Source organism: Cellulophaga baltica (genome assembly GCF_018861125.1).
Classification (GTDB): Bacteria; Bacteroidota; Bacteroidia; order Flavobacteriales; family Flavobacteriaceae; genus Cellulophaga; species Cellulophaga baltica_A.
In genome coordinates this window covers 63,962-85,723 of the sequence record NZ_JAHKQN010000005.1, presented here as the reverse complement: position 1 = coordinate 85,723, position 21,762 = coordinate 63,962, and the positions used below count along the sequence as shown (strand labels likewise).

At 31.4% G+C, this 21,762-nt stretch carries 22 protein-coding genes; 6 read left to right on the top strand and 16 right to left on the bottom strand.

The features are described 5' to 3' along the window. Positions 1-113: 113 nt before the first annotated feature. A complete protein-coding gene (locus KO500_RS01075) occupies positions 114-1,460 on the top strand; it encodes an FAD-dependent oxidoreductase (RefSeq protein WP_215954643.1) in 1,347 nt (448 codons plus the stop codon). Positions 1,461-1,542: 82 nt separating this feature from the next. On the opposite strand, the gene KO500_RS01070 is transcribed toward KO500_RS01075, so the two are convergent. Continuing rightward, a complete protein-coding gene (locus KO500_RS01070; protein WP_215954642.1) occupies positions 1,543-2,322 on the bottom strand; it encodes a zinc ribbon domain-containing protein in 780 nt (259 codons plus the stop codon). Positions 2,323-2,325: 3 nt separating this feature from the next. Next, the gene (locus KO500_RS01065) at positions 2,326-3,420 is read right to left on the bottom strand and encodes a Nif3-like dinuclear metal center hexameric protein (RefSeq protein WP_215954641.1); all 1,095 of its coding nucleotides are present in this window, start codon (positions 3,418-3,420) and stop codon (positions 2,326-2,328) included. A 51-nt stretch (positions 3,421-3,471) separates the two neighbouring features. Between KO500_RS01065 and lpxK the strand changes: the two genes are divergently transcribed. Beyond that, entirely contained in the window at positions 3,472-4,467 is a 996-nt protein-coding gene (gene lpxK / locus KO500_RS01060) for a tetraacyldisaccharide 4'-kinase (protein ID WP_215954640.1), read from the top strand. Here the strand turns inward: lpxK and KO500_RS01055 are convergent. From KO500_RS01055 to KO500_RS01010, 10 genes are all read right to left on the bottom strand, one after another. Then, positions 4,457-6,676: a tetratricopeptide repeat-containing hybrid sensor histidine kinase/response regulator gene (locus KO500_RS01055; protein ID WP_252732401.1), complete on the bottom strand. Its 2,220-nt coding sequence runs from the start codon at positions 6,674-6,676 to the stop codon at positions 4,457-4,459. The two genes, lpxK and KO500_RS01055, sit on opposite strands and share 11 nt — an antisense overlap. After that, complete coding sequence (gene gap, locus KO500_RS01050; protein ID WP_215954639.1) at positions 6,673-7,686, bottom strand: type I glyceraldehyde-3-phosphate dehydrogenase; 1,014 nt, start codon at positions 7,684-7,686, stop codon at positions 6,673-6,675. Before gap ends, KO500_RS01055 begins: the two co-directional genes overlap by 4 nt. 57 nt (positions 7,687-7,743) lie before the next feature. After that, positions 7,744-8,619, bottom strand: coding sequence for a lipoyl synthase (lipA, locus tag KO500_RS01045; protein WP_215954638.1), 876 nt, complete (start codon positions 8,617-8,619; stop codon positions 7,744-7,746). Between the two features lie 102 nt (positions 8,620-8,721). Further along, entirely contained in the window at positions 8,722-9,291 is a 570-nt protein-coding gene (locus tag KO500_RS01040) for an RNA polymerase sigma factor (RefSeq protein ID WP_215954637.1), read from the bottom strand. A gap of 33 nt (positions 9,292-9,324) precedes the next feature. Then, complete coding sequence (locus KO500_RS01035) at positions 9,325-9,528, bottom strand: membrane or secreted protein (protein ID WP_215954636.1); 204 nt, start codon at positions 9,526-9,528, stop codon at positions 9,325-9,327. 67 nt (positions 9,529-9,595) lie between these two features. Further along, positions 9,596-10,357, bottom strand: coding sequence for an anti-sigma factor (locus KO500_RS01030; RefSeq protein ID WP_215954635.1), 762 nt, complete (start codon positions 10,355-10,357; stop codon positions 9,596-9,598). Between the two features lie 4 nt (positions 10,358-10,361). Further along, positions 10,362-10,928, bottom strand: a complete 567-nt coding sequence (locus KO500_RS01025) for an RNA polymerase sigma factor (RefSeq protein ID WP_215954634.1) — start codon at positions 10,926-10,928, stop codon at positions 10,362-10,364. Between the two features lie 194 nt (positions 10,929-11,122). Further along, positions 11,123-12,136: a UDP-N-acetylmuramate dehydrogenase gene (gene murB / locus KO500_RS01020; protein ID WP_215954633.1), complete on the bottom strand. Its 1,014-nt coding sequence runs from the start codon at positions 12,134-12,136 to the stop codon at positions 11,123-11,125. Beyond that, the gene (locus KO500_RS01015; protein WP_215954632.1) at positions 12,099-13,325 is read right to left on the bottom strand and encodes a pyridoxal phosphate-dependent aminotransferase; all 1,227 of its coding nucleotides are present in this window, start codon (positions 13,323-13,325) and stop codon (positions 12,099-12,101) included. Before KO500_RS01015 ends, murB begins: the two co-directional genes overlap by 38 nt. Before the next feature lie 148 nt (positions 13,326-13,473). After that, positions 13,474-13,854 carry a DUF1573 domain-containing protein gene (locus KO500_RS01010; protein WP_215954631.1) on the bottom strand — a complete coding sequence of 127 codons (381 nt, stop codon included), beginning with the start codon at positions 13,852-13,854 and terminating at the stop codon, positions 13,474-13,476. Between the two features lie 191 nt (positions 13,855-14,045). Here KO500_RS01010 and KO500_RS01005 point away from each other — a divergent pair, with 191 nt between their 5' ends. From KO500_RS01005 to KO500_RS00990, 4 genes are all read left to right on the top strand, one after another. Next, entirely contained in the window at positions 14,046-16,676 is a 2,631-nt protein-coding gene (locus KO500_RS01005; protein WP_215954630.1) for a valine--tRNA ligase, read from the top strand. A gap of 21 nt (positions 16,677-16,697) precedes the next feature. Continuing rightward, the gene (locus tag KO500_RS01000; protein ID WP_215954629.1) at positions 16,698-17,312 is read left to right on the top strand and encodes a fumarylacetoacetate hydrolase family protein; all 615 of its coding nucleotides are present in this window, start codon (positions 16,698-16,700) and stop codon (positions 17,310-17,312) included. Between the two features lie 73 nt (positions 17,313-17,385). After that, positions 17,386-17,664 carry a hypothetical protein gene (locus KO500_RS00995; protein WP_215954628.1) on the top strand — a complete coding sequence of 93 codons (279 nt, stop codon included), beginning with the start codon at positions 17,386-17,388 and terminating at the stop codon, positions 17,662-17,664. Between the two features lie 124 nt (positions 17,665-17,788). Further along, positions 17,789-19,363: an SDR family NAD(P)-dependent oxidoreductase gene (locus tag KO500_RS00990; RefSeq protein ID WP_215954627.1), complete on the top strand. Its 1,575-nt coding sequence runs from the start codon at positions 17,789-17,791 to the stop codon at positions 19,361-19,363. Between the two features lie 49 nt (positions 19,364-19,412). Here KO500_RS00990 and KO500_RS00985 read toward each other — a convergent pair whose 3' ends face one another. From KO500_RS00985 to KO500_RS00970, 4 genes are read right to left on the bottom strand one after another with little or no spacing between them, the layout of a single operon-like run. Continuing rightward, the gene (locus tag KO500_RS00985) at positions 19,413-19,673 is read right to left on the bottom strand and encodes an acyl-CoA-binding protein (RefSeq protein WP_215954626.1); all 261 of its coding nucleotides are present in this window, start codon (positions 19,671-19,673) and stop codon (positions 19,413-19,415) included. Beyond that, entirely contained in the window at positions 19,663-20,328 is a 666-nt protein-coding gene (locus KO500_RS00980; protein ID WP_215954625.1) for a phosphatidylserine decarboxylase family protein, read from the bottom strand. Before KO500_RS00980 ends, KO500_RS00985 begins: the two co-directional genes overlap by 11 nt. Next, the gene (locus tag KO500_RS00975) at positions 20,318-21,133 is read right to left on the bottom strand and encodes a phosphatidate cytidylyltransferase (RefSeq protein WP_215954624.1); all 816 of its coding nucleotides are present in this window, start codon (positions 21,131-21,133) and stop codon (positions 20,318-20,320) included. The genes KO500_RS00980 and KO500_RS00975 overlap by 11 nt, the downstream gene beginning before the upstream one ends. A 1-nt stretch (position 21,134) precedes the next feature. Then, a complete protein-coding gene (locus tag KO500_RS00970; protein WP_215954623.1) occupies positions 21,135-21,746 on the bottom strand; it encodes an LUD domain-containing protein in 612 nt (203 codons plus the stop codon). Between the last annotated feature and the right edge of the window lie 16 nt (positions 21,747-21,762).

Genomic DNA, 21,762 nt, shown 5'->3' with positions numbered 1-21,762 from the left:
AAAAGACTACAATTTTAGATACTTTTTAAAAAAATCCTTTGTGTTTATAAACGAAGGATTTTTTTAGTTTTTTGTATCTTTAAAAGCAATACTTTTCTCCGAATAAGGATTATATGACACACACTCCAAAAAAAATTGCCATAATTGGTTCTGGTTTAGTAGGATCATTATTAGCAATATATCTAAAGAAATTTGGACATGATATTACTGTTTTTGACCGTAGACCCGATATTAGAGGTATAAAATTTTCAGGCCGCTCTATTAACTTAGCAATGAGTAATAGAGGTTGGAATGCCTTAAATGAAGTAGGCATTGAAAATGAAATTAAAAAAATAGCAATTCCCTTAGATAAACGCGCTATGCATTTGGTGGGGCAAGAAGAATATTACCAAAAATACGGTAAAGAAGGTGAGGCTATTTGGTCTATTTCTCGTGGAGTACTGAACAAAAAGATGATTGATTTAGCCGAAGCGAAAGGTGTTAAATTTCGTTTTGAGGAAAAAGTTTGGGATGTAGATTTGCCAGAAGCTAAATTATTTACTGGTGAAACTGAAAAAGGGGAGTGGCAAGAATATAATTACGATCTTATTTTTGGTTGTGACGGAGCTTTTTCAAGAGTGCGTCATAAAATGCAACGTAGAAGTCGTTTTGATTATTCGCAAGATTTTATTGATGTTGGCTATAAAGAATTAACCATTGCGCCTAATGAGGATGGTACGCATAAACTAAACAAAAATTCATTTCATATATGGCCTCGTGGTAAGTTTATGCTTATTGCAATGCCCAATTTAGATGGTAGTTTTACCTGTACACTTTTTATGCCTTTTGAAGGTGAAGTATCATTTGAGAATATTACTACCAAAGCAGAGGCGAAAGAATTTTTCACAAAGTATTTCCCTAATATAATGCCAGAGTTAGAGAATCTTACCGAAGATTTCTTTAATCACCCAACTAGTGCTATGGTGACAATGAAATGTTTCCCTTGGACGTATTGGGATAAAGTTGCTTTAGTAGGTGATTCTGCGCATGCTGTTGTTCCTTTTTATGGTCAAGGTATGAATGCAGGTTTTGAAGATATTTTTGTCTTAAATGACATTATAAAGAAGCATGGTGATGATTGGAAAGCCATATTTAGAGAATATGAAGTAGCTCGTAAAGAAAATACTGATGCTATAGCAACGCTTAGCTATAGAAATTTTGTAGAGATGAGCACAAAAACCGCAGATCCAAAATTTTTATTGCAAAAGAAAATAGAAAAACACTTTGCAAGTTTGCACCCTGATAAATGGATACCTGTATATTCTCGTGTAACTTTTTCTGATAGACCTTATGCGGAAGCTTTAGCATTAGGCGATGCACAAGAAGCAATTATGAAAGAAGTTATGCAGCTTGATGATATTGAAGAAAAATGGAATAGTGCTCAAGTAGAGCATATGATATTAGGAATGCTTGAAGAATAAAGTATTTGTAATACCCTATAAAAGTAAAAAACCTCTAAGAAATTTCTTAGAGGTTTTTTTATAAGATAATATAATTTTAAAATTACAGCTTAGTAAATAAAGCTTGCATTTTTTCTTGTTCTTCTTCAGCTAAAACAGGATCAACTAAAATACGACCACTATGCTCATCAGTAATAATTTTTTTACGAGAAGCAATTTCTACTTGAACTTGTGGTGGAATTGTAAAGAATGAGCCACCAGAAGCACCTCTTTCAATTGGCACAACAGCTAAACCATTTTTTACATTCGTACGAATACGTTTGTAAGCAATAACTAAACGATCTTCTATTTCAGTTTGAAATTCTTCAGACTTTAATAAAAGAGCTTTTTCTTCTTTTTCAGTTTCAGCTAAAATATCGCTTAACTCTCCTTTTTTATGCTTTAAGTGAGACTCACGAGCACTGTAACGCTCTTTAGTGTCAGCTATTACACTTTTCTTTTGGTCTATTTGAGCTTTGAACTCTTTAATGTTTTTTTCTGCTAATTGAATTTCTAATTCTTGAAATTCGATTTCTTTTGATATAGAATTAAATTCTCTACTGTTACGAACATTTTTTTGCTGCTCAGTATATTTTTTCATCAAAGTTTTAGCATCATCAATCATGTTCTTTTTAGCTGTGATCTCGTAGTTGATAGTCTCTACATCAGTCTTCAACTTCTCCATTCTAGTTTTAAGACCTAATACTTCATCTTCTAAATCTTCAACCTCTAAAGGTAATTCACCTCTAACATTGCGTATTTCATCAACTCTAGAATCTATTAATTGCAAATCATATAATGCTCTTAATTTCTGTTCTACTGTCGCTTCTTTTTTTGTTGCCATATTTTAAAAATACTTGATGGGATTTGTTTTACAACCCGATAAACGGATTGCAAAATTAGGGATTTTTTTTGTAAGATAGTCAACTAATAAATTTTTTGTAAACTGCTCAGTTTCATAGTGTCCAATATCTGCGACTATCATTTTGCCTTCAGCTTCATAAAATTGATGGTATTTTATGTCTGAAGATATAAAAATATCAGCATTGGCGTGCTTTGCGGCGTTTATGGCAAATGCCCCGCTACCACCTAAAACAGCTACACGCCTAATTTTTTTTCCTAACAGCGCAGAATGACGAATTCCTTCAGCATTCATTTTTTCTTTAACAAAACTTAAAAAATCGGTTTCTGGTATTGAATTTTCAAGTTCACCAACCATTCCGATGCCAATATTTTGGTTTGTGTTTTCTAAGGTTAATACCTCATAAGCTACTTCTTCGTAAGAATGATTTTCTTTTAAAGCATTAAGAACTTTTGCTTCTGCCGCTTTTTCAAAAGTGACACTAATTTGTGTTTCTTCTTCAAAATGTGTTTTTCCAAATTCTCCCTTTACAGGGTTTGCATTTTGTTCAGCTTTATAGCTTCCTATGCCATTTGTGCCAAAACTACAATTGCTGTAATTACCAATATTGCCAGCTCCAGCTTCAAATAGTATATTTTTTAAATTTTCTGCTTCATCTTTAGGAACGTAAGTGGTTAATTTTTTTATTGTTCCCTTTTGTGGTATTAAAATAGTTGTGTTTTGCAACCCTAAAACTTCACATATTTTAGCATTTACACCTTGGTTAGAATTGTCTAAGGCAGTATGCATACTGTAAATTGCTATATTATTTTGTATAGCTTTTATTACGACACGTTGCACGTAATTTGTGCCAGTAATTTTTTTTAATCCACCAAAAATAATAGGATGAAAGCTTATTATTAAATTACATTTTTCTGCAATGGCTTCATCAACCACATCTTCTAAAGTATCAAGGGTAACTAAAACGCTAGTTACTTCCATATTAGCATCACCTACTAAAAGGCCAACATTGTCAAAATCTTCTGCATAAGCCAATGGAGCTAATTCTTCAAGAATATCAGTTACTTGCTTTACAATCATTTTATAAATTTATCTATTTTTCAAAGATAAAATATTATACTTTCGTTCTTGATGAAGGTATTTAAAATATTAGTATTTCCTATTTCTTTAGTGTACGCTTTGGTGGTTTACCTGCGTAACTTTTTATTTGACAAAGGTTTTTTTGCTTCAAAAAGTTATAACACACCAACTATTTGTGTGGGTAACTTAAGTGTTGGTGGTACTGGTAAAACACCTATGATTGAGTACTTAATTGATGTTTTAAAACCAACAAGTAATATTGCAGTTTTAAGTCGTGGTTACGGTAGAAAATCTAAAGGTTTTCAATTGGCTGATAAATTTACTACTGTGGAGGTTTTGGGTGATGAGCCGTTTCAAATTTATTCTAAATTTCCAACAATAGCAGTAAGTGTTGACGCTGATCGACAAAATGGAATTTCAATTTTACAAGAAACAATTAAGCCTGATGTTATATTGTTAGATGATGCTTTTCAGCACCGAAAAGTAAGGCCTAAATTTTCAGTATTACTTACTGCCTACGATAATTTATTTGTCAATGATTGGTATTTGCCAACAGGAACCTTACGTGACAGTAAACTTGAGGCTAAACGTGCAGGAGTAATAGTGGTTACCAAGTGCCCAGAAAATATATCTAAAGAAGAACAGCATAAAATTGTTAAAAAAATAAATCCACATAAAAAGCAGGAAGTTTTATTTAGTTATTTAAAATACGATAATCAGTTAAAAGGTTTAGAAATACCATTAGAGTCTCTACAAAATAGAAAAGTAACTTTGGTGACAGGTATTGCAAACCCGAAACCTTTAGTAGCATTTTTAGAAAAAAATAATGTTACTGTTGAGCATTTAGAATATCGAGACCATCATTTTTTTACAGATAATGAGATAGCACTCTTTAATAGTAAAGATTTGATTTTAACTACTGAAAAAGACTATGTGCGTTTAAATACAAAGGTGAACGAGCTTTGTTATATAACGATTAAACACGAATTTTTAAATAATGGGGCTTCGTTGTTGAATGAAAAAATAACAACAGTTGCTAAGAACTAGAAAGTGGTTTTGGGAAAAAGATGTTCTCGCCAATTTTTTGATAGAAAACTTCTGGTTTAAAAGGTTTTGTAACAACGTCATTACATCCTGCAGCATAGAAAACCTCTAAACTATCATCTAAAGAAATTGCCGTTAATGCTATAATTGGAACTTTTTTGTTAAATTTTCTAATGAGTATAGTCGCTTCGTCACCACTAATACCTGGCATATGAATATCCATTAAAATGGCGTCATATTTATTCTGAGATACCATTTCTACGGCATCAGTACCATTGCTGGCAATATCGCAGGTCATCTCTTTTTTAAGTAACATTTTTTTAGTAATCACTTGGTTGATCTTGTTGTCTTCAACAATTAATAAATTTAAACCTTTAAAGTCAAATTCTTGATCTGCTATTTCAAAACCTATATCTTGAACTGCGTCATTGTCATTACTAAGCATGTCAATTTCAAAAAAGAATGAACTTCCTTTTCCTAACTCACTTTTTAAATTGATTTTACTATTAAATAAGCCTAGTAAGCTTTTTACGATAGTTAAACCAAGCCCTGTACCACCATATTCACGATTAATTTGTATAGAGCCTTGTTCAAAACTATCAAAAATATTAATTATCTGATCTTTTGAAATACCAATACCATTATCTTTTATTTCAAAATATATAGTTACATTTTCTTCCTCTTTTTTAGCTAATTTGGTAATTACAGTTACCTCACCTCCTTTAGTGAATTTCAAGCCATTGCCGACAAGATTTATAAGGATTTGAGAGATTTTCATTGAATCACTCAACAAGCTATTTGGTATCTTTTCGTCGTGTTCTAATACAATTTTAGTATTATTTTCTCTAGCACTCTGCTGTAATGAGCTAATTACTTCAGTAAGCACCTTTTTTAAATTGAATTCCGTATTTACAGGCTCAAGCTTATCAGCATCAATCTTATTTAGTTGTAAAATGTCATTAATAAAGCTTAATAGGTAATCCCCAGAAAATTTAAGTGCTTTTAAATGCTCTTTTTGGCTTTCACTTGGGTTTTCTTCTAATAACAAATGCGTTAGGCCAGTAACCGCATAGAGAGGTGTTCTAAGCTCATGACTTACTGTTGAAAGGAAATTAGTTTTTGTTTCCATTGCCTTTACGGCTGCATCGCGTGATGCTTCTAATTCAGTGTTTTTAGTTTGAAGTAAATCGTTTGTTTTTAATTTAATTTGGTTATTTCGGTATAGTGAAACAGCTAAAAGAGATATGATGGTTAAAAATGCAGAAGTAAGGATAATTACGATTTGGGTTCTACTACCAGATTCTTTTAATTTTTCAATTTCTTTATCTTGATTGTTTATAATATTATTTAATAAAGTAAACTCTGTACTATTAGCTGTTTTTGTTTCAGAATTAATCTTTGATACATTGTAAACAGAATCTTTAATCTGAATTAATTTTTTACTATAAATGAGTGACGCTTCAAAATTGCCTAGTGTTTCGCTAGTTGCAGCTAAAATTTCATTAAGTTCTTGAATTTCATAAAAAAACTTATTTTTTTCAGCAAGCTCAAGTCCTTGTTTTCCATATTGAATTGCCTTTTCAGGTTGTTGGGTTTTAATCTTCAATAAGGTTAAACCAATATAAGCTCTAGTAGCTATATAATCTTTCTCGTCACTATCGTTATTTACAATTAGTGAATTAAAGTGCTTTATGGCGTCATCGTATTTAGGTAATTCAAGATAAATAAAACCTTTTGCTAAAAGAATATGTAATGTTAAATTACGAACGTTGGTCATTTGAGTAGCTTTATCTAACTCAAAATTTGCTAAATAATACTTTTCTTGTTTGTAAAGGTGAAGTGCGTCAATATATTTGTGAACTGCATTGCCATAAGGGTATTCAAGATCTTTTAAGATTACTTCTGCGCGATCCCAAAATAGAATAGATTGATCTATTTTGTTTAATTTAAGGTATAATAATGAAAATTCATGATAGCAATCTATAACCGATTTTTCATCTTCAATTTCTTGAGCAAGTGCTAGTGATTTTTCAAGCGAATCAAGTGCTAAATCTATTTTATCTTGATTTTTATATGCCCTGGAGTCTATAAAGAATTTTTCTATTTTGGCTCGTGATGTTACATTATCTTGAGCAAAGATAGGTTGCCATGTGCTAAACATGAAGAATGAAAAGACAATTAATAAAAGTATGTATGAGAAACTCTTCTTCAAATGAACGATTTAGCTTGCATTAAATTAATTAAATCTATAATTCTACTACTGTACCCAGTCTCATTATCATACCAACCAATTATTTTCACCATTTTTCCAATAACTGAGGTCATCAGTGAATCAAACGTACAAGAATAACAACTATTGTTTACATCAATAGAAACTATAGGATCTTGAGTGTAAAATAATATATTTTTTAATGAATTCTCAGAAATTTTTTTAAAAGCTTCGTTAATTTCTTTTATTGATGTTTCTTTCTTAACATTAAAAGTAATATCGGTTAACGATCCATTTGCTACAGGGACTCTAATTCCGCAACCTCCAATAATTCCGTCTAAATCAGGGAAAATTTTAGTTAAAGCCTTTGCAGCACCAGTTGTTGTTGGTACAATTGATTGCCCTGCTGCTCTTGCTCTTCTTAAATCACGATGTGGTTGATCGTGTAAACTTTGATCAGTAGTATATGAATGTATTGTAGTAATATATGCTTGTTCTATACCGCACAACTCATTAATAACTTTCACCATAGGAGCAGCATTATTTGTTGTGCATGATGCATTTGAGATAATAGTATCACTTTTAGTTATGATATCTTCATTGATACCTAAGACTACCATTTTAATGCTATCATCTTCTGGTGGAACAGAAAGAATTACTTTTTTTGCTCCATTTTTAATATGAAAGTCTAATTGTGCTTTTGTTTTAAACTTACCAGTAGCTTCAACTACAACATCAACATTGTATTTTTTCCAATTGATGTTTTTTGGAGCATTCTCTTGTAAAACAGTAATAGGGGAGCCTTCGTCAATTGTAATTGTATTCTCGGTATGAGTAACATTATTGTTTAATACGCCATGAATACTGTCATATTTTAATAAATGAGCAAGTGTTTCGGTATTAGCCAAATCATTAATAGCTACTACTTTTATATTTGATTGTTTTTGTAATAATCTAAAAAGTGTTCTACCTATACGTCCAAAACCATTAATACCAACTTGTACTTGTTTCATAGTGGAGAATTGTTTTCTTCTTTATGGATAATGAAGAAGAAAACAATAAAATATAATTTAGTTTATATGCTTGTGTGCTTTGTAAGATGAACGAACTAAAGCGCCGCTTTCTACGTGTCTGAAGCCCATTTCAAGACCAATTTCTTCGTATTTTTTAAATTGTTCAGGAGTGATAAATTCTTTAACAGGAAGGTGTTTTTTACTTGGTTGTAAATATTGACCAATAGTAATTACATCAACATTTGCATCACGTAAATCTTGCATGGTTTGTATTACTTCTTCTTCAAGCTCACCTAAACCAAGCATAATACCCGATTTTGTTCTGTTAATTCCGTTTGCTCTCAAATAGCGTAAAACTTCAAGACTACGTTCATACTTAGCTTGTATACGCACTTCACGAGTTAAACGTTTAACGGTTTCCATATTATGAGAAACAACTTCTGGATTAACAGCTATTATTCTATCTAAATGAGTTTCTATGCCTTGAAAATCAGGAATTAAAGTTTCAAGTGTTGTGTTCGGGTTCATACGGCGAATTGCTTTCACAGTTTCTGCCCAAATAATTGAACCCATATCTTTTATATCATCCCTGTCAACCGATGTAATAACTGCATGTTTAATGCTCATTATTTTAATCGAACGTGCAACTTTTTCTGGTTCTTCCCAATCAACATTTTCTGGTCTTCCAGTTTTTACACCGCAAAAACCACAAGAACGTGTACAAATATTTCCTAAAATCATGAACGTAGCTGTTCCTTCTCCCCAGCATTCACCCATATTTGGGCAACTACCAGAAGTACAGATAGTGTGTAGGTCATATTTGTCAACTAAACCTCTTAGTTGTGTATATTTTTTACCTGTCGGAAGTTTTACTCGTAACCATTTTGGTTTCCCTTTAGGAGGAGAAACACTTTGTGTAGTGGTATCGCTCATCGTCAATTTTTATACAAAGATACAAACTATTTTAGGTACTACTTACTTAATACAAAAGAGTATGTATTGTGATATTTAACACCTTAAATTTAGATTAAAAATTTATGATTTGTTAGCCTTAATAGTTGCTAGAAGTAGCTTTTTAGCACGTAAAAGTTTCACTTTTACATTGTTTATAGGTTCGTTAAGCTGTAAAGCTATTGCAGCATAACTAAGTTCATTAAAATATCGTAAATTAATAACTTCTTGGTAGTGAGGCTTTAAGCTTTTTATGTGTTCTAAAAGCGTTGCTAAGTTTTGCTGACTTATTAATTGGTCTTCAGCAGACGGAGAATCATCTAATACTTTCGTGTAAGCTTCAGAGCCTTTGTCATTATTTTCAATAAGATTCTTTTTTCTTTTTCGAATAAGATCTACATGAATGTTTTTTGAAATAGTAATTAGCCAAGTTTTAAAACTATAAGATTCATCATAGGTGCTTAATTTATCAAAAGCTTTTGAGAAGGTTTGAATGGTAATATCTTCAGCATCATTCTCATTTTTAGTTCTTAATAGTTGAAAACTATAAACATCATTCCATAACGAATCTAATAATTGACTAAAAGCAATTTGATTGCCAGCTTTCGCTTTGGCAATAGTGTTTTGTAGATTGTTATCTTTGGTTTTTTCCAAATTTGATGTTTAAAACTATAAAATCATGAGGTATTAAGCAGTTGTGTTATCTTTTTTGCAGTCTTGTTCTTCTGGTAATTTACCGCAAAAACCACAAGCTTCGCCACCTTGGTTTAAGAACGGACTTTGGCTAGCACATGTGCCAGCAAACTTACCATCTTTTTTAGACCAAATTTTAATTGCTATTCCTGCAAAAGCAAGTGCAAGTAACCCAATTGTTAATAGTACCAATTTCATAGTAAAATATTTTTACAAAGGTACAAAATATTTAATTTTATGGGCGTTTCGCAATTCTAAATAGAAGTTAATTAATGCTAATGTTTGCTACAATATTATCAACTGTAGGGGTTTCATTACCTCCTTTAGGTTCAATTGTAATATAGCCAACAGCATTTTTAGCATAAGGCAAGGCTAATAAATTATCTTTATCGCCTGAGTCTCTAAGAATACCAAGATTAATCATTTCACCATTTACTTCAGCCCACATTTGTAAACATTCACCCTCTTCAAGATGAGGCATGTTTTGTAAATTGATGTAAGAAAGCTTTTTTACAGGGTTCACATAAGCCACAGCCTTTAGATCTTTTCCTCTTTTGTTACCCCTTACATTGTATTTTTTTGTTTGAGGATTGTTCAAAACAATAAATTGATTTCGAACATCTTCTAATCTTTGTTTCATGTCAGCTTCTAAAAGCTTGATTTGATTAGTAACAACAGTGTTTTCTTCTTGTAAATTTTGATTTTCATTATAGAAAAAATAAGAAGCGGTGATGGATATAAAAGTTACAACACTTGCTGCAATAGCATAGTTTATAAATTTGCGTTTAGTTTTGCTTTGAGCTTTTACTGTATTTGTAATCTTCTCTTTTAATCCTTCAGGAGTTTTTAAAGCGTATATTTTAGCAAACTCTTCTAAGTTGTCTTGAAGTTCGTTATACGTTTTTCTTACTTCTGGGTACATAGCAATGTAACGCTCTACTTTGTGCTTTTCTAATTCTGTAGTAGTACCTAATAAGTATTTTTCAAGAAGATCTGTGTCTAAAAAATCTTTTATTTTATCTTTCATAACGTTATGATATTAGGTGTATTAGTATTAATAGAATAATTGGCTCAACATAAATTTTACGTAATTCTCTTAAACCAATTTTTAATCTAGATTTTATTGTTCCTAACGGAATATCAAGTTCATCACTTGCTTCCTGTTGTGTCATTCCCTCAAAAAATAAAGCTTCAAGTACAGTTTTGTACTTTAAATCTATTTTGTCAAGGTTCTCTTTCATGTCAATGCAATCAGGATCAACTCCGTCAATTCCTAATTTATATACGTCAGAAACATCAATTTGGATCTCTTTTTCAGTTTTCTTCTTTGCGCTTCTAAGCTTATCTATAGCTGTGTTTCTGGTGATTCTAAAAAGCCAAGTAAATAACTTTGCTTTTTTAGGGTCGTAAGTGTCTGCTTTTTTCCAGATTTTAACAAAACTCTCTTGTAAAACATCTTGGGCAATGGCCTCATCTTTTACTACTTTAAACGCTACACCATAAAGGGTGTCACTGTAGTTTTCATATAAAAGAGAAATGGCTTTTTCATTTCTTTCTTGCAGAAGTTCAACAATATGATTTTCTAATAATGTACTCATGTAAAATTTTAGTTAGAAAAATATCATGTTTAAAAAATCTAAAAATACTTTTTCTACGTAATTAATAATGTAACGCAAATTTATAAAATTGATTGTTACAATAATAGAATAAGTGTACGACTGGTTATCGTATACTTTATTTTGGTTAGTTTGGTTTGGTATAACCCCGATATTTCGATATCGGGGTTATTTTTTTATATAATATTTACTTCTGGAAAAATACAGATTTCAAATTTTTTATCTACTTCGTTAATAATTTGTTGTGCCAAATGTATAATATCTTTTCCAGATGCGTCTCCATAGTTAACTAATACGAGCGCTTGTTTGTCATGAACTCCAGCATCGCCAAAACGTTTTCCTTTAAAGCCACATTGTTCAATTAGCCAGCCAGCAGGCACTTTATACTCGTCTTCAGACATTTTATAATATGGTGCTTTCGGGTTTTTTTCAATAAACGAACTAAATTCTTTAAGATTTAAAATTGGGTTTTTAAAAAAACTACCACTGTTACCAATTTCGTTAGGGTCGGGTAATTTACTTTTCCTAATTGTAATTACAGCATTAGAAATATCTTTAATTGTTGGGTTTGTAATTCCGTTTTTAGCTAACTCAGTATCAATTGTACCGTATGATGTGTTTAACGTATGATTGCTTTTTGTAAGCTTAATGTTTACGGATGTAATTATAAATTTGTCTTTTCCTTCTCGCTTAAAGAAAGATTCTCTATAACCAAAATTACATTCGCTTTTGCTAAACGTTTTAGTGATTTGAGTTTTAATATTTACAGCTTCGCATGAAAAGAATACATCTTTAAGCTCTACACCATAAGCACCTATATTTTGAATAGGAGAAGTGCCAACGTTGCCAGGTATTAAAGACATGTTTTCAATGCCGCCAAAATTATTGTCTAAGGACCATAATACAAACTGATGCCAATTTTCACCGGCCATTACTTTAACGGTAACAGTGTCATTAGTCTCAGATATTATAGTGATTCCTTTTATATTAATATGCAATACTAGAGCGTCAATATTATTAGTAAGTAACATATTACTACCACCACTAATTACAAATATATTTGGATATTCTTCTAGCTGTAATACTTCTGATAAATCATGAAGAGATGTAATTTCGCAAAAATATTTTGCTGTTACATCAATGCCAAAAGTATTATATTTCTTTAAGGATATATTCTTTTGAATGTTCATTAAGAATGTATGTGTTTAAGGCTTCACGTAAAATACGAACAGCTCTTTTAAGTATTTCTTTTTCTAAAACGTAGGCAATACGTATTTGATTATTTCCTAGATTTTCTGTGGCGTAAAAACCTCCTGCCGGAGCAACCATGATTGTTTCGTTTTCAAGGCTATAATTTTCAAGTAACCACTGAGCAAAGGTATCAGAATTTTTGATAGGTAGGCTTACAATGCAATAAAATGCTCCTTGTGGGTTAACGACTGTTACTTCATTAATTTTATTTAATTCTGTAATTAAAATATTTCTTCTACTCGCGTACTCTTCAATTACATCATCAAAATAGCTTTGTGGAGTATCTAAAGCAGCTTCGCTAGCTATTAAAGCATATGTAGGTGGTGATAGTCTTGCTTGCATGAATTTAAGAATGGTATTTCTTAAAATTTGATTTTTGGTAATTACACAACCAATTCTAGCACCGCACATACTATATCTTTTCGAAACAGAATCTATAACAATTGCGTTTTCTTCTAAATTACTTTCTTTTAAAACAGAATAATGTTCCTTACCATCGTATATAAATTCACGATAAACCTCATCGACTATTAAAAAAAGATCGTGTTTTTTTACCAAATGTGCTAATTGCTTAATTTCTTTTTTACTATACAGATAACCCGTTGGGTTATTTGGGTTACAAATTAAAATTGCTTTAGTCTTTTTAGTAATAGCTTTTTCAAATTCTATGATTGATGGTAAAGCAAAACCAGTTTCAATTTTTGAAACAATAGGTATAACAGTAACACCAAAAGCAGTAGAAAAACTATTATAATTTGCGTAAAATGGTTCGGGTATTATTATCTCATCATATTGATCAGCAATACTGCCTATAACAAATGACAATGCTTCTGATGCACCCGTTGTTACAAGTATATCATCAGCATTAATAGTAATGTTATTTTTTAGGTAATAATGTGCTAATTTTTCTCTATAATTATAAGAGCCTTCTGTTTTGGCATAACTTAATATGGAGATATCGTTATTTTTTACAGCATCAAGAGCAACTTGTGGTGTTTTTATATCTGGCTGACCAATATTTAAATGAATTACATTAATGCCTTTTTGTTTTGCATTATCAGCAAAAGGAACCAATTTACGTATTGGAGATTCTGGCATTGATAGGCCTTTGTTTGATATTGCGGGCATGAGGAAAAAATTTTTAGTAAAAAAAATAAATTACCTCTAAGTAAACAACTTAGAATGTAATAATTTTATTCGTGTAAATTGTAAAAAATGTTATAAAAAAAAGCCCTAACATTTGTTAGGGCTTTTAGTATATGTAATTATTATTGTCTTATTTTCCTGATGGAGCCTTAACTTCTCCTTTTATTTTTAAAACAACCGTTGGTGTCTCGGCATTTGATATTACCGTTACCGCTTTTCTAATTGGTCCAACTCTTTTAGTGTCGTATTTTACTTGAATTTCACCAACTTTACCTGGTAAAATTGGGTCAGTAGGTTTTTTAGGGATTGTACATCCACAGCTAGAACTTACTTTGCTAATTATTAATGGTGCATCACCAGTGTTTGTAAATTTAAATACTCTAACACCATCATCACCTTTTTCAATTACACCGTAATCAACAGTATCACTTTTAAAATCGATTTTGGCTGATTGGGCATTTAAAGTAATACCTAATAGTCCAATAACTAAAACTAGTACTATTTTTTTCATAATATTTTTTGTTTTGGGTTTGGCTCAAAATTAACAAAATTAATATGAACCTTAAAATTCTTTTGTTATCAAATAACGTTACTTATTTTTGTTTCGTATTTCTACTAGGCTGAAATTGTTTTTTTAACATTTCAGTGCATCTAAATAGAAGATACATTATTTAATAAAACAAAAACTGTACCAAAAAAAATATGGAAATAGCGTCAAAATATGAATCTCATGAAGTAGAGAATAAATGGTATGATTACTGGATGAGAAATGGTTATTTTCATTCAACTCCTGATGAAAGAGAGCCTTATACTATTGTAATTCCGCCGCCAAACGTTACTGGTGTGTTGCACATGGGGCATATGCTAAACAATACAATTCAAGATGTATTGATAAGAAGAGCCCGATTAATGGGTAAAAATGCTTGTTGGGTACCTGGTACAGATCACGCATCTATTGCTACAGAAGCAAAAGTTGTTGCAAAATTAAAAGAGCAAGGAATTGATAAAGCCGATTTAACTCGTGAAGAATTTTTAAAGCACGCTTGGGATTGGACTGATGAATATGGAGGTGTAATCCTTGATCAACTAAAAAAATTGGGTTGTTCGTGTGATTGGGATAGAACCAAATTTACATTAGATGATGATATGTCTGCTTCTGTAATTAAGGTTTTTGTTGATTTGTATGAAAAAGGATTGATTTATCGTGGTTTTAGAATGGTGAACTGGGATCCTGAAGCACAAACAACTCTTTCTGATGAAGAAGTTATTCATGAAGAAAAGCAGGGGCTACTTTATTATTTAGAATATCAAATTGAAGGTTCAACGGAAAAAGTTACTATTGCAACTACAAGACCTGAAACTATTTTAGGTGATACCGCAATTTGTATTAACCCAACAGATGAACGTTACGTGCATTTGAAAGGGAAAAAAGCTATTGTGCCATTAAGTGGTCGAGTTATTCCTATTATAGAAGATGAGTATGTTGATCTTGAATTTGGTACTGGTTGTTTAAAAGTAACTCCAGCTCATGATATAAATGATAAGGCCTTAGGTGAGAAGCATAATTTAGAAGTTATTGATATTTTCAACGCCAATGCGACTTTAAATCATCACGGTTTACATTATGAAGGTAAAGATCGTTTTGTAGTTCGTAAAGAAATCTCAAAAGAATTAGAAGAAAAAGGCTTTTTAGTTAAGACAGAAACACACTTAAATAAGGTAGGAACATCTGAAAGAACTAAGGCGGTTATTGAACCAAGATTGTCAGATCAGTGGTTCTTAAAAATGGAACAGCTTGCTGAGCCAGCAATAAAAGCGGTGCTTGAAACTCAAGATGTAAAGTTGTTTCCTAAAAAGTTTGAAAATACATACCGTCATTGGATGGAAAATGTTCGTGATTGGAATATTTCTCGTCAATTATGGTGGGGACAACAAATACCTGCATATTACTATGGAGAAGGAGCAGAGGATTTTGTTGTTGCCGAAACCAAAGATGAAGCTTTAAAGAAAGCAATTAAGAAAACAGGTAAGGCAGATTTAAAAATTTCAGACTTAAAACAAGATGATGATGCATTAGATACTTGGTTCTCATCATGGTTGTGGCCAATCAGTGTTTTTAATGGAATTCTAGAACCAGATAATAAAGAGATAGAATATTATTACCCAACAAATGATTTAGTTACGGGGCCAGATATTTTATTTTTCTGGGTAGCGCGTATGATTGTTGCAGGTTATGAGTATAAAGATAAGAGACCTTTTGAAAATGTTTATTTAACTGGATTAGTTCGTGATAAGCAACGTAGAAAAATGTCTAAATCGCTTGGTAATTCACCTGATGCTTTAGGTTTAATTAATGAATACGGAGCAGATGGTGTTCGTGTAGGTTTGTTATTAAGTGCTGCTGCAGGTAATGATTTAATGTTTGACGAAGCACTTTGTCAACAAGGTAAAAATTTTGCTAATAAAATTTGGAACGGTTTCCGTTTAGTACAAGGTTGGGAAGTAGCAGATTTACCACAACCAGAAGCATCTAAATTAGGATTAGAATGGTATAATGCTAAATTCAACAAAACTCTTTTAGAAATAGAAGATCATTTTAGTAAATATCGTATTTCTGATGCCTTAATGGCAATTTATAAATTAGTTTGGGATGATTATAGTTCTTGGTTGTTAGAAATTGTAAAACCAGCTTACCAACAACCAATTGATAAAACTACTTTTGAAGCTGTAATTGCAGTTTTTGAAAATAACTTAAAATTGTTGCACCCATTTATGCCTTTCCTAACGGAAGAAATATGGCAACATATTACAGAGCGTACGCCTGAAGAAGCACTTGTGGTAGCGAAATGGCCAGTTCAAGAAAAAGTTAATGAACAATTAATTTCAGAGTTTGATTTTGCATCTGAAGTTATTGCTGGTGTTCGTACCATTAGAAAGCAAAAGAATATTCCAATGAAAGAATATTTAGAGCTATCTGTTTTAAATGACGGTAATGTTACTAAAAATTGGGATGTAATTATAAAAAAACTTACGAATGTTTCTGGTATTTATTATGTTAATGAAGCAGTAGAAGGTGCGCTTACTTTTAGAGTAAAAAGTAATGAGTATTTTATTCCTATTAGTGGAGCTATTGACGTTGAAGCTGAAATTAAAAAAATTGAAGAAGAATTAAAATACACCAAAGGCTTCTTAGTGTCTGTTCGAAAGAAATTATCTAATGAGCGTTTTGTTAGTAATGCGCCAGAAAAAGTGATTGCTATTGAGTATAAAAAACAAGCAGATGCTGAAGCTAAGATTGAAACATTAGAAAAAAGTTTAGCGAGTTTAAAATAAAAACTAATAAATAACGACCAAATGAAAATTATAGCAGTAGGTAAAAACTACGTAAATGAATTGAGTGAAATGCCAAAAGAGGCAGTAACGCCAATTGTATTTACTAAACCAGATACAACACTTTTAGAAAATAATGAAGATTTAGAACTTCCCGCCTTTTCTGATGAGGTGTGGTATGAGGCAGAATTGGCTTTTAGAATTGGAAAAACATGTAAAAATGCTACTAAAGAAAATGCAGTGAGCTTTGTTGATGCAATAACACTTTCTAATGATTTAACAGCTAAAGATGTTTTAAAAGCGAGTAGGGAGGGGAATAAAGGTCCTTGGGCTTTGGCTAAGGGTTTTGATGGCGCTACACCAATTGCACCATTTTTTCCTATTACTGATTTTGCAGATTTAAATGATATTAATTTCTCTTATGAAATTAATGGAGTTGAAATGCAAAAAGGAAATAGCTCTTTGATGATTACAAGTTTGGCTGATTTTATTGTGTATGTGTCTTCAATAATGACTTTAAATCCCGGTGATATTTTATTAACAGGAACACCACCTAAAGGAGTAGGTAAAGTTAATTCTGGTGATGTAATGATTGGTTATTTAGAAGGTAAGAAAGTATTAGAGACTAAAGTCCATTAATTGATTATATTAATTTTAATATACTATATAATAGGTTTTTGCGTTTGTTTTTTACCAATCAAATCTTATTATTATGGATATACAAGAACGTTTAGCTTATTGTAAAAAATGTGACAAAAGAACTTTTGATCATAATACAGGTATAATTTGCTCGTTGAGTCAAAGAAAGCCAGATTTTATTTCAAAATGTAATGATTTTATTATCGATCCTAAAGAAGCCTCTAAAATAGCTGCTAAATCTTACGCAACACAATCTGTTCCGCAAGAAGAGTCTGGAGGAATTTCAGGGTGGGGTATTTTAGGTATAATTTTAATTGTGATAAAATTGTTCATTTATTTATCGAGAATGTAGTTTATCAAAATAATTTACAGAGCTCCATTAGTTTTAAAAGTTAATGGAGTTTTTTTATTCCATAATACATTATATAATTTAGCAGTACATTTGTGCAGTTCAAAACAAAGAGATATTTGATTGTATGGATAATTCTGAAACGTCAAAAAAAATAGGGAAGAAGGTCTTTGATCCTGTTAGTATTGAAGATGTAGATATATGTATTGCTATTTTAGATAGGTTAGGAGAAAATGCACATCAAATTTTAGAACTATCCGAAGATAAAAGAGTAGCGCTTTTAAAAGGAGCAGGTTTAATTTCAAGACCCAATCGTCATGAATTTAGACAGCGTAAGAAAGATGCTGCCAAAGCAACAAAACGTAAAATGATTGAGCGTGATAAACATGCTCGTAAAGAAACAGGTATTCGTAGTGCGCGTGAATCAGTAGTATTTAAAGCTCCAATTCTTTTAGATGCACCTAAACTTAATTCACTTGAAGAAAAAGAATTAGAATCACCTCGAAACTGTTATGTATGTAAAACAGTTTATACAAAGTTGCATCATTTTTATGATACTATGTGTCAAGAATGTGGTGACTTTAATTATGCAAAACGTTTTCAAACTGCAGATTTAACCGATCAGGTCGCTATAGTGACAGGTTCTCGTTTGAAAATTGGATATCATATTACATTAATTTTATTGAGAGCAGGAGCTACAGTTGTTGCTACAACAAGATTCCCAGTTGATTCTGCTTTGCGATTTGCTAAAGAAGATGATTTTTCAAAATGGGGGCACCGATTAAAAATTCATGGTTTAGATTTAAGACATATTCCTAGCGTAGAAATTTTCTGCAATTTTATAGAGCAACAATATGATCGTTTAGATATTTTAATTAATAATGCAGCGCAGACAGTTCGTAGACCAGCAGGTTTCTATCAACATTTAATGTCTAATGAAGAGATGTCTGTTGATCAATTGCCAAAATCAGCTAAAGAGGTATTGTCTGATCATTTATTCTGTTTAAATGAATTGAATGCGTTAGGTAAAAATACATCTAGTCAGCAAAATAATACATTGCCAGTCACTTGGCATGCTCCAGAACCAGGAATTGGAATCAGAGCATCGGCCAAACTATCACAAATACCTTATAGTTTTGATAATTCATTAGCTACTGCTGAGGTTTTTCCTGAGGGAGAATTAGATGCAGATTTACAACAAGTCGATTTACGTAAAACAAATAGTTGGAGACTTAAATTAGGTGAAATAGAAACACCTGAAATGATAGAAGTACAATTGGTAAATGCTGTTGCTCCATTTGTACTGTGTAACCGACTATCAAAATTAATGCGTAAAGAAAATACAGGTCAAAAACATATTATAAATGTTTCAGCTATGGAGGGTAAATTTCACCGTTTTTTTAAGGAAGATAGACATCCGCATACCAATATGGCAAAAGCGGCTTTAAATATGATGACACATACCTCTGCATTAGATTTTGCTAAGGATGGTGTATATATGAATGCTGTTGATACAGGTTGGGTTACTGATGAAGACCCTGCTGAACTGTCAAAAAAGAAAGTAGAGGTACATGACTTTCAACCACCATTAGATATTGTTGATGGTGCGGCACGAGTTTTAGATCCTTTAATTGATGGTATAAACACTGGTAAACATTGGTGTGGTAAGTTTTTAAAAGATTACAGGCCCATTGATTGGTAGATAAGTTTTAGAAGAATAAAAAGAGGAACTCAATTTTGAGTTCCTCTTTTTATTTGTTCTTTATATCATTTACCATTTCAATATATTTTTCCATGGCTTCTTCGGGTGTCATATTTTTAACCTGTATTAATGCGTTTGCTTTAAAAGCATTAATAAGGGGTGTTTTACTACCAGGAGATTCCGAGTTTTTACTTGCAATCTTGTAGTAAGCGTATAGGTTTAAAAGAAAGTCAGCTGGTAAAGGATCATTATAATCGTTTACATAGCTCACTGCATTTAAAAATTCTGTTTGCAGTTTTTTATTCTTCATGCTGTATAAGGCTTGCGATGCAAGTTTTAGCTCCTGTTACTTTTTGATTTAATTTTACGGTAATGGCTACATCTAAAGGTAAGAACAAATCTACTCTTGAACCAAATTTAATAAAGCCAGCATCTTCACCTTGGTGAGCGCTATCTCCAACTTTAGCATAATTGACAATACGTTTTGCTAATGCACCAGCTATTTGTCTGTAAAGTATTTCACCAAATTTAGGCGTTTTTACAACTATAGTTGTTCTTTCGTTTTCTTCACTTGCTTTAGGATGCCAAGCAACTAAATATTTTCCTGGGTGGTATTTTGAGTATACAATTTCACCACTAGCAGGGTATCTTGTTACATGCACATTTATAGGTGACATGAAAATAGATACTTGAATTCTTTTTCCTTTGAAATATTCTTTTTCTTCAACTTCTTCAATAACCACAACCTTGCCATCGACAGGGGCTAAAATGTCATCAAAGGTTTTTACTACCTTTCTTTTAGGGTTTCTAAAAAACTGTAATACAATTATTAAAAATAAAAGAGCAGTAACTTGTATTAGTAATCTTAACCAATAAATATCAATATAAAAATTAGCGGCTATTACTGCTATTGCAACTAACAAAAAAGTAATTAAAATAATTTTTTGTCCTTCTTTATGAAACATGAGTAAAAATATTTAAAGTTAAATAAGCAAACGGTGCTGCGAAAATTAAACTATCTAAACGATCTAGCATACCACCATGTCCTGGTAATATTGCGCCACTATCTTTTATGCCTGCGGCTCTTTTAAATTTTGATTCTAAAAGATCACCAAGGTTTCCTGATACTACAATTACAACAGCTAAAATGAGCCATTGAATTAAACTTATATGAGTTTCAAACTTGGCCATTATATATGCTGCAAATAAAGCAAAAACTAATCCACCAATGGTACCTTCCCATGTTTTTTTTGGTGAAACTGATGAAAATAATTTCGTTTTACCAATTGATTTGCCAACAAGATAAGCAAAGGAATCATTTACCCATATTAAAATGAATATTCCCATGATAAGAAGTTTGGCAAAATCATTATCTCTATAAGGTATCATTGTTAAGAAAATACAACCGCCACCTATATAAAATAGTCCAACAATAAATTTTTGAACAACAGTAAATATTTTTTCTTTTTTAGAAAATAGATAAAAGAGCAATGTAATGTTTATGGTTATTGTTAAAAACATTAAAACATTAATAATGCTTTGTCCGTATGCAAAATCATTTATAAAATAAATGAATGCCCACCATAAAGCTAAATACCCTGTAAAAATGTAATAACCTTTTAGCTTTGTCATTCTTTTAAACTCAAATAAACAAGCTAAACCAAATGCCATAAATAAAAAGTCAAACGCATCAGAGCTTAAAAATATAGCAGCTAATAGTATAACTACATATACGATTCCGGTTAATAATCTTCTGTAAATTTCTTTCATACTACAAATCCTCTAAAAGTATAAGGTATAAATTTTTAGAGCTACTTCCATAGGTTAAAAAGTTGTCTTGGCCTTCTCTTATGGTTTGAAAATGTTCTATTGTAGTAATGTTAGTAGGGATGCTGTTTTGATGTTTTTTCTTAATTATTTTTAATCCTTCTCCGATAGAATTTACAAGTTGACTTGTTGTAGCAAAAACAATAAAGTTTGATGGTAAATCATTAAGCTTTCTATCTTGCAATTGGTTAGAGCAGATTAATATTGAGCCATTTTGAGCAACTAAGTGTTCACAAGTAGAAAAGAAAACTTCACTATTGTTAGGCTTATCTGTAAATGAAATATTAAGCTTAGAAAATTTACTTTCTAGTCTGTTATCCATTGAGAAAAATGGAGTGTTTTTCCAATTATTCTCTTCAATAATATTTTTTATTGCTTGGTTAACATCATTGTAACCGTCACAATAAATAAATTTACCACCATTTCTCTTGAAATTAATGGTGAATTTTTCATCCACAGGAATATCAAGGTCGGGCATATGCATACCTCTTTCTTCAGTAATTTCTTTCGAAACCTTTTTCTTACCTCCTCCAAAGAGTTTGCTGAATAGACCCATTTATTTTTTAAACTAA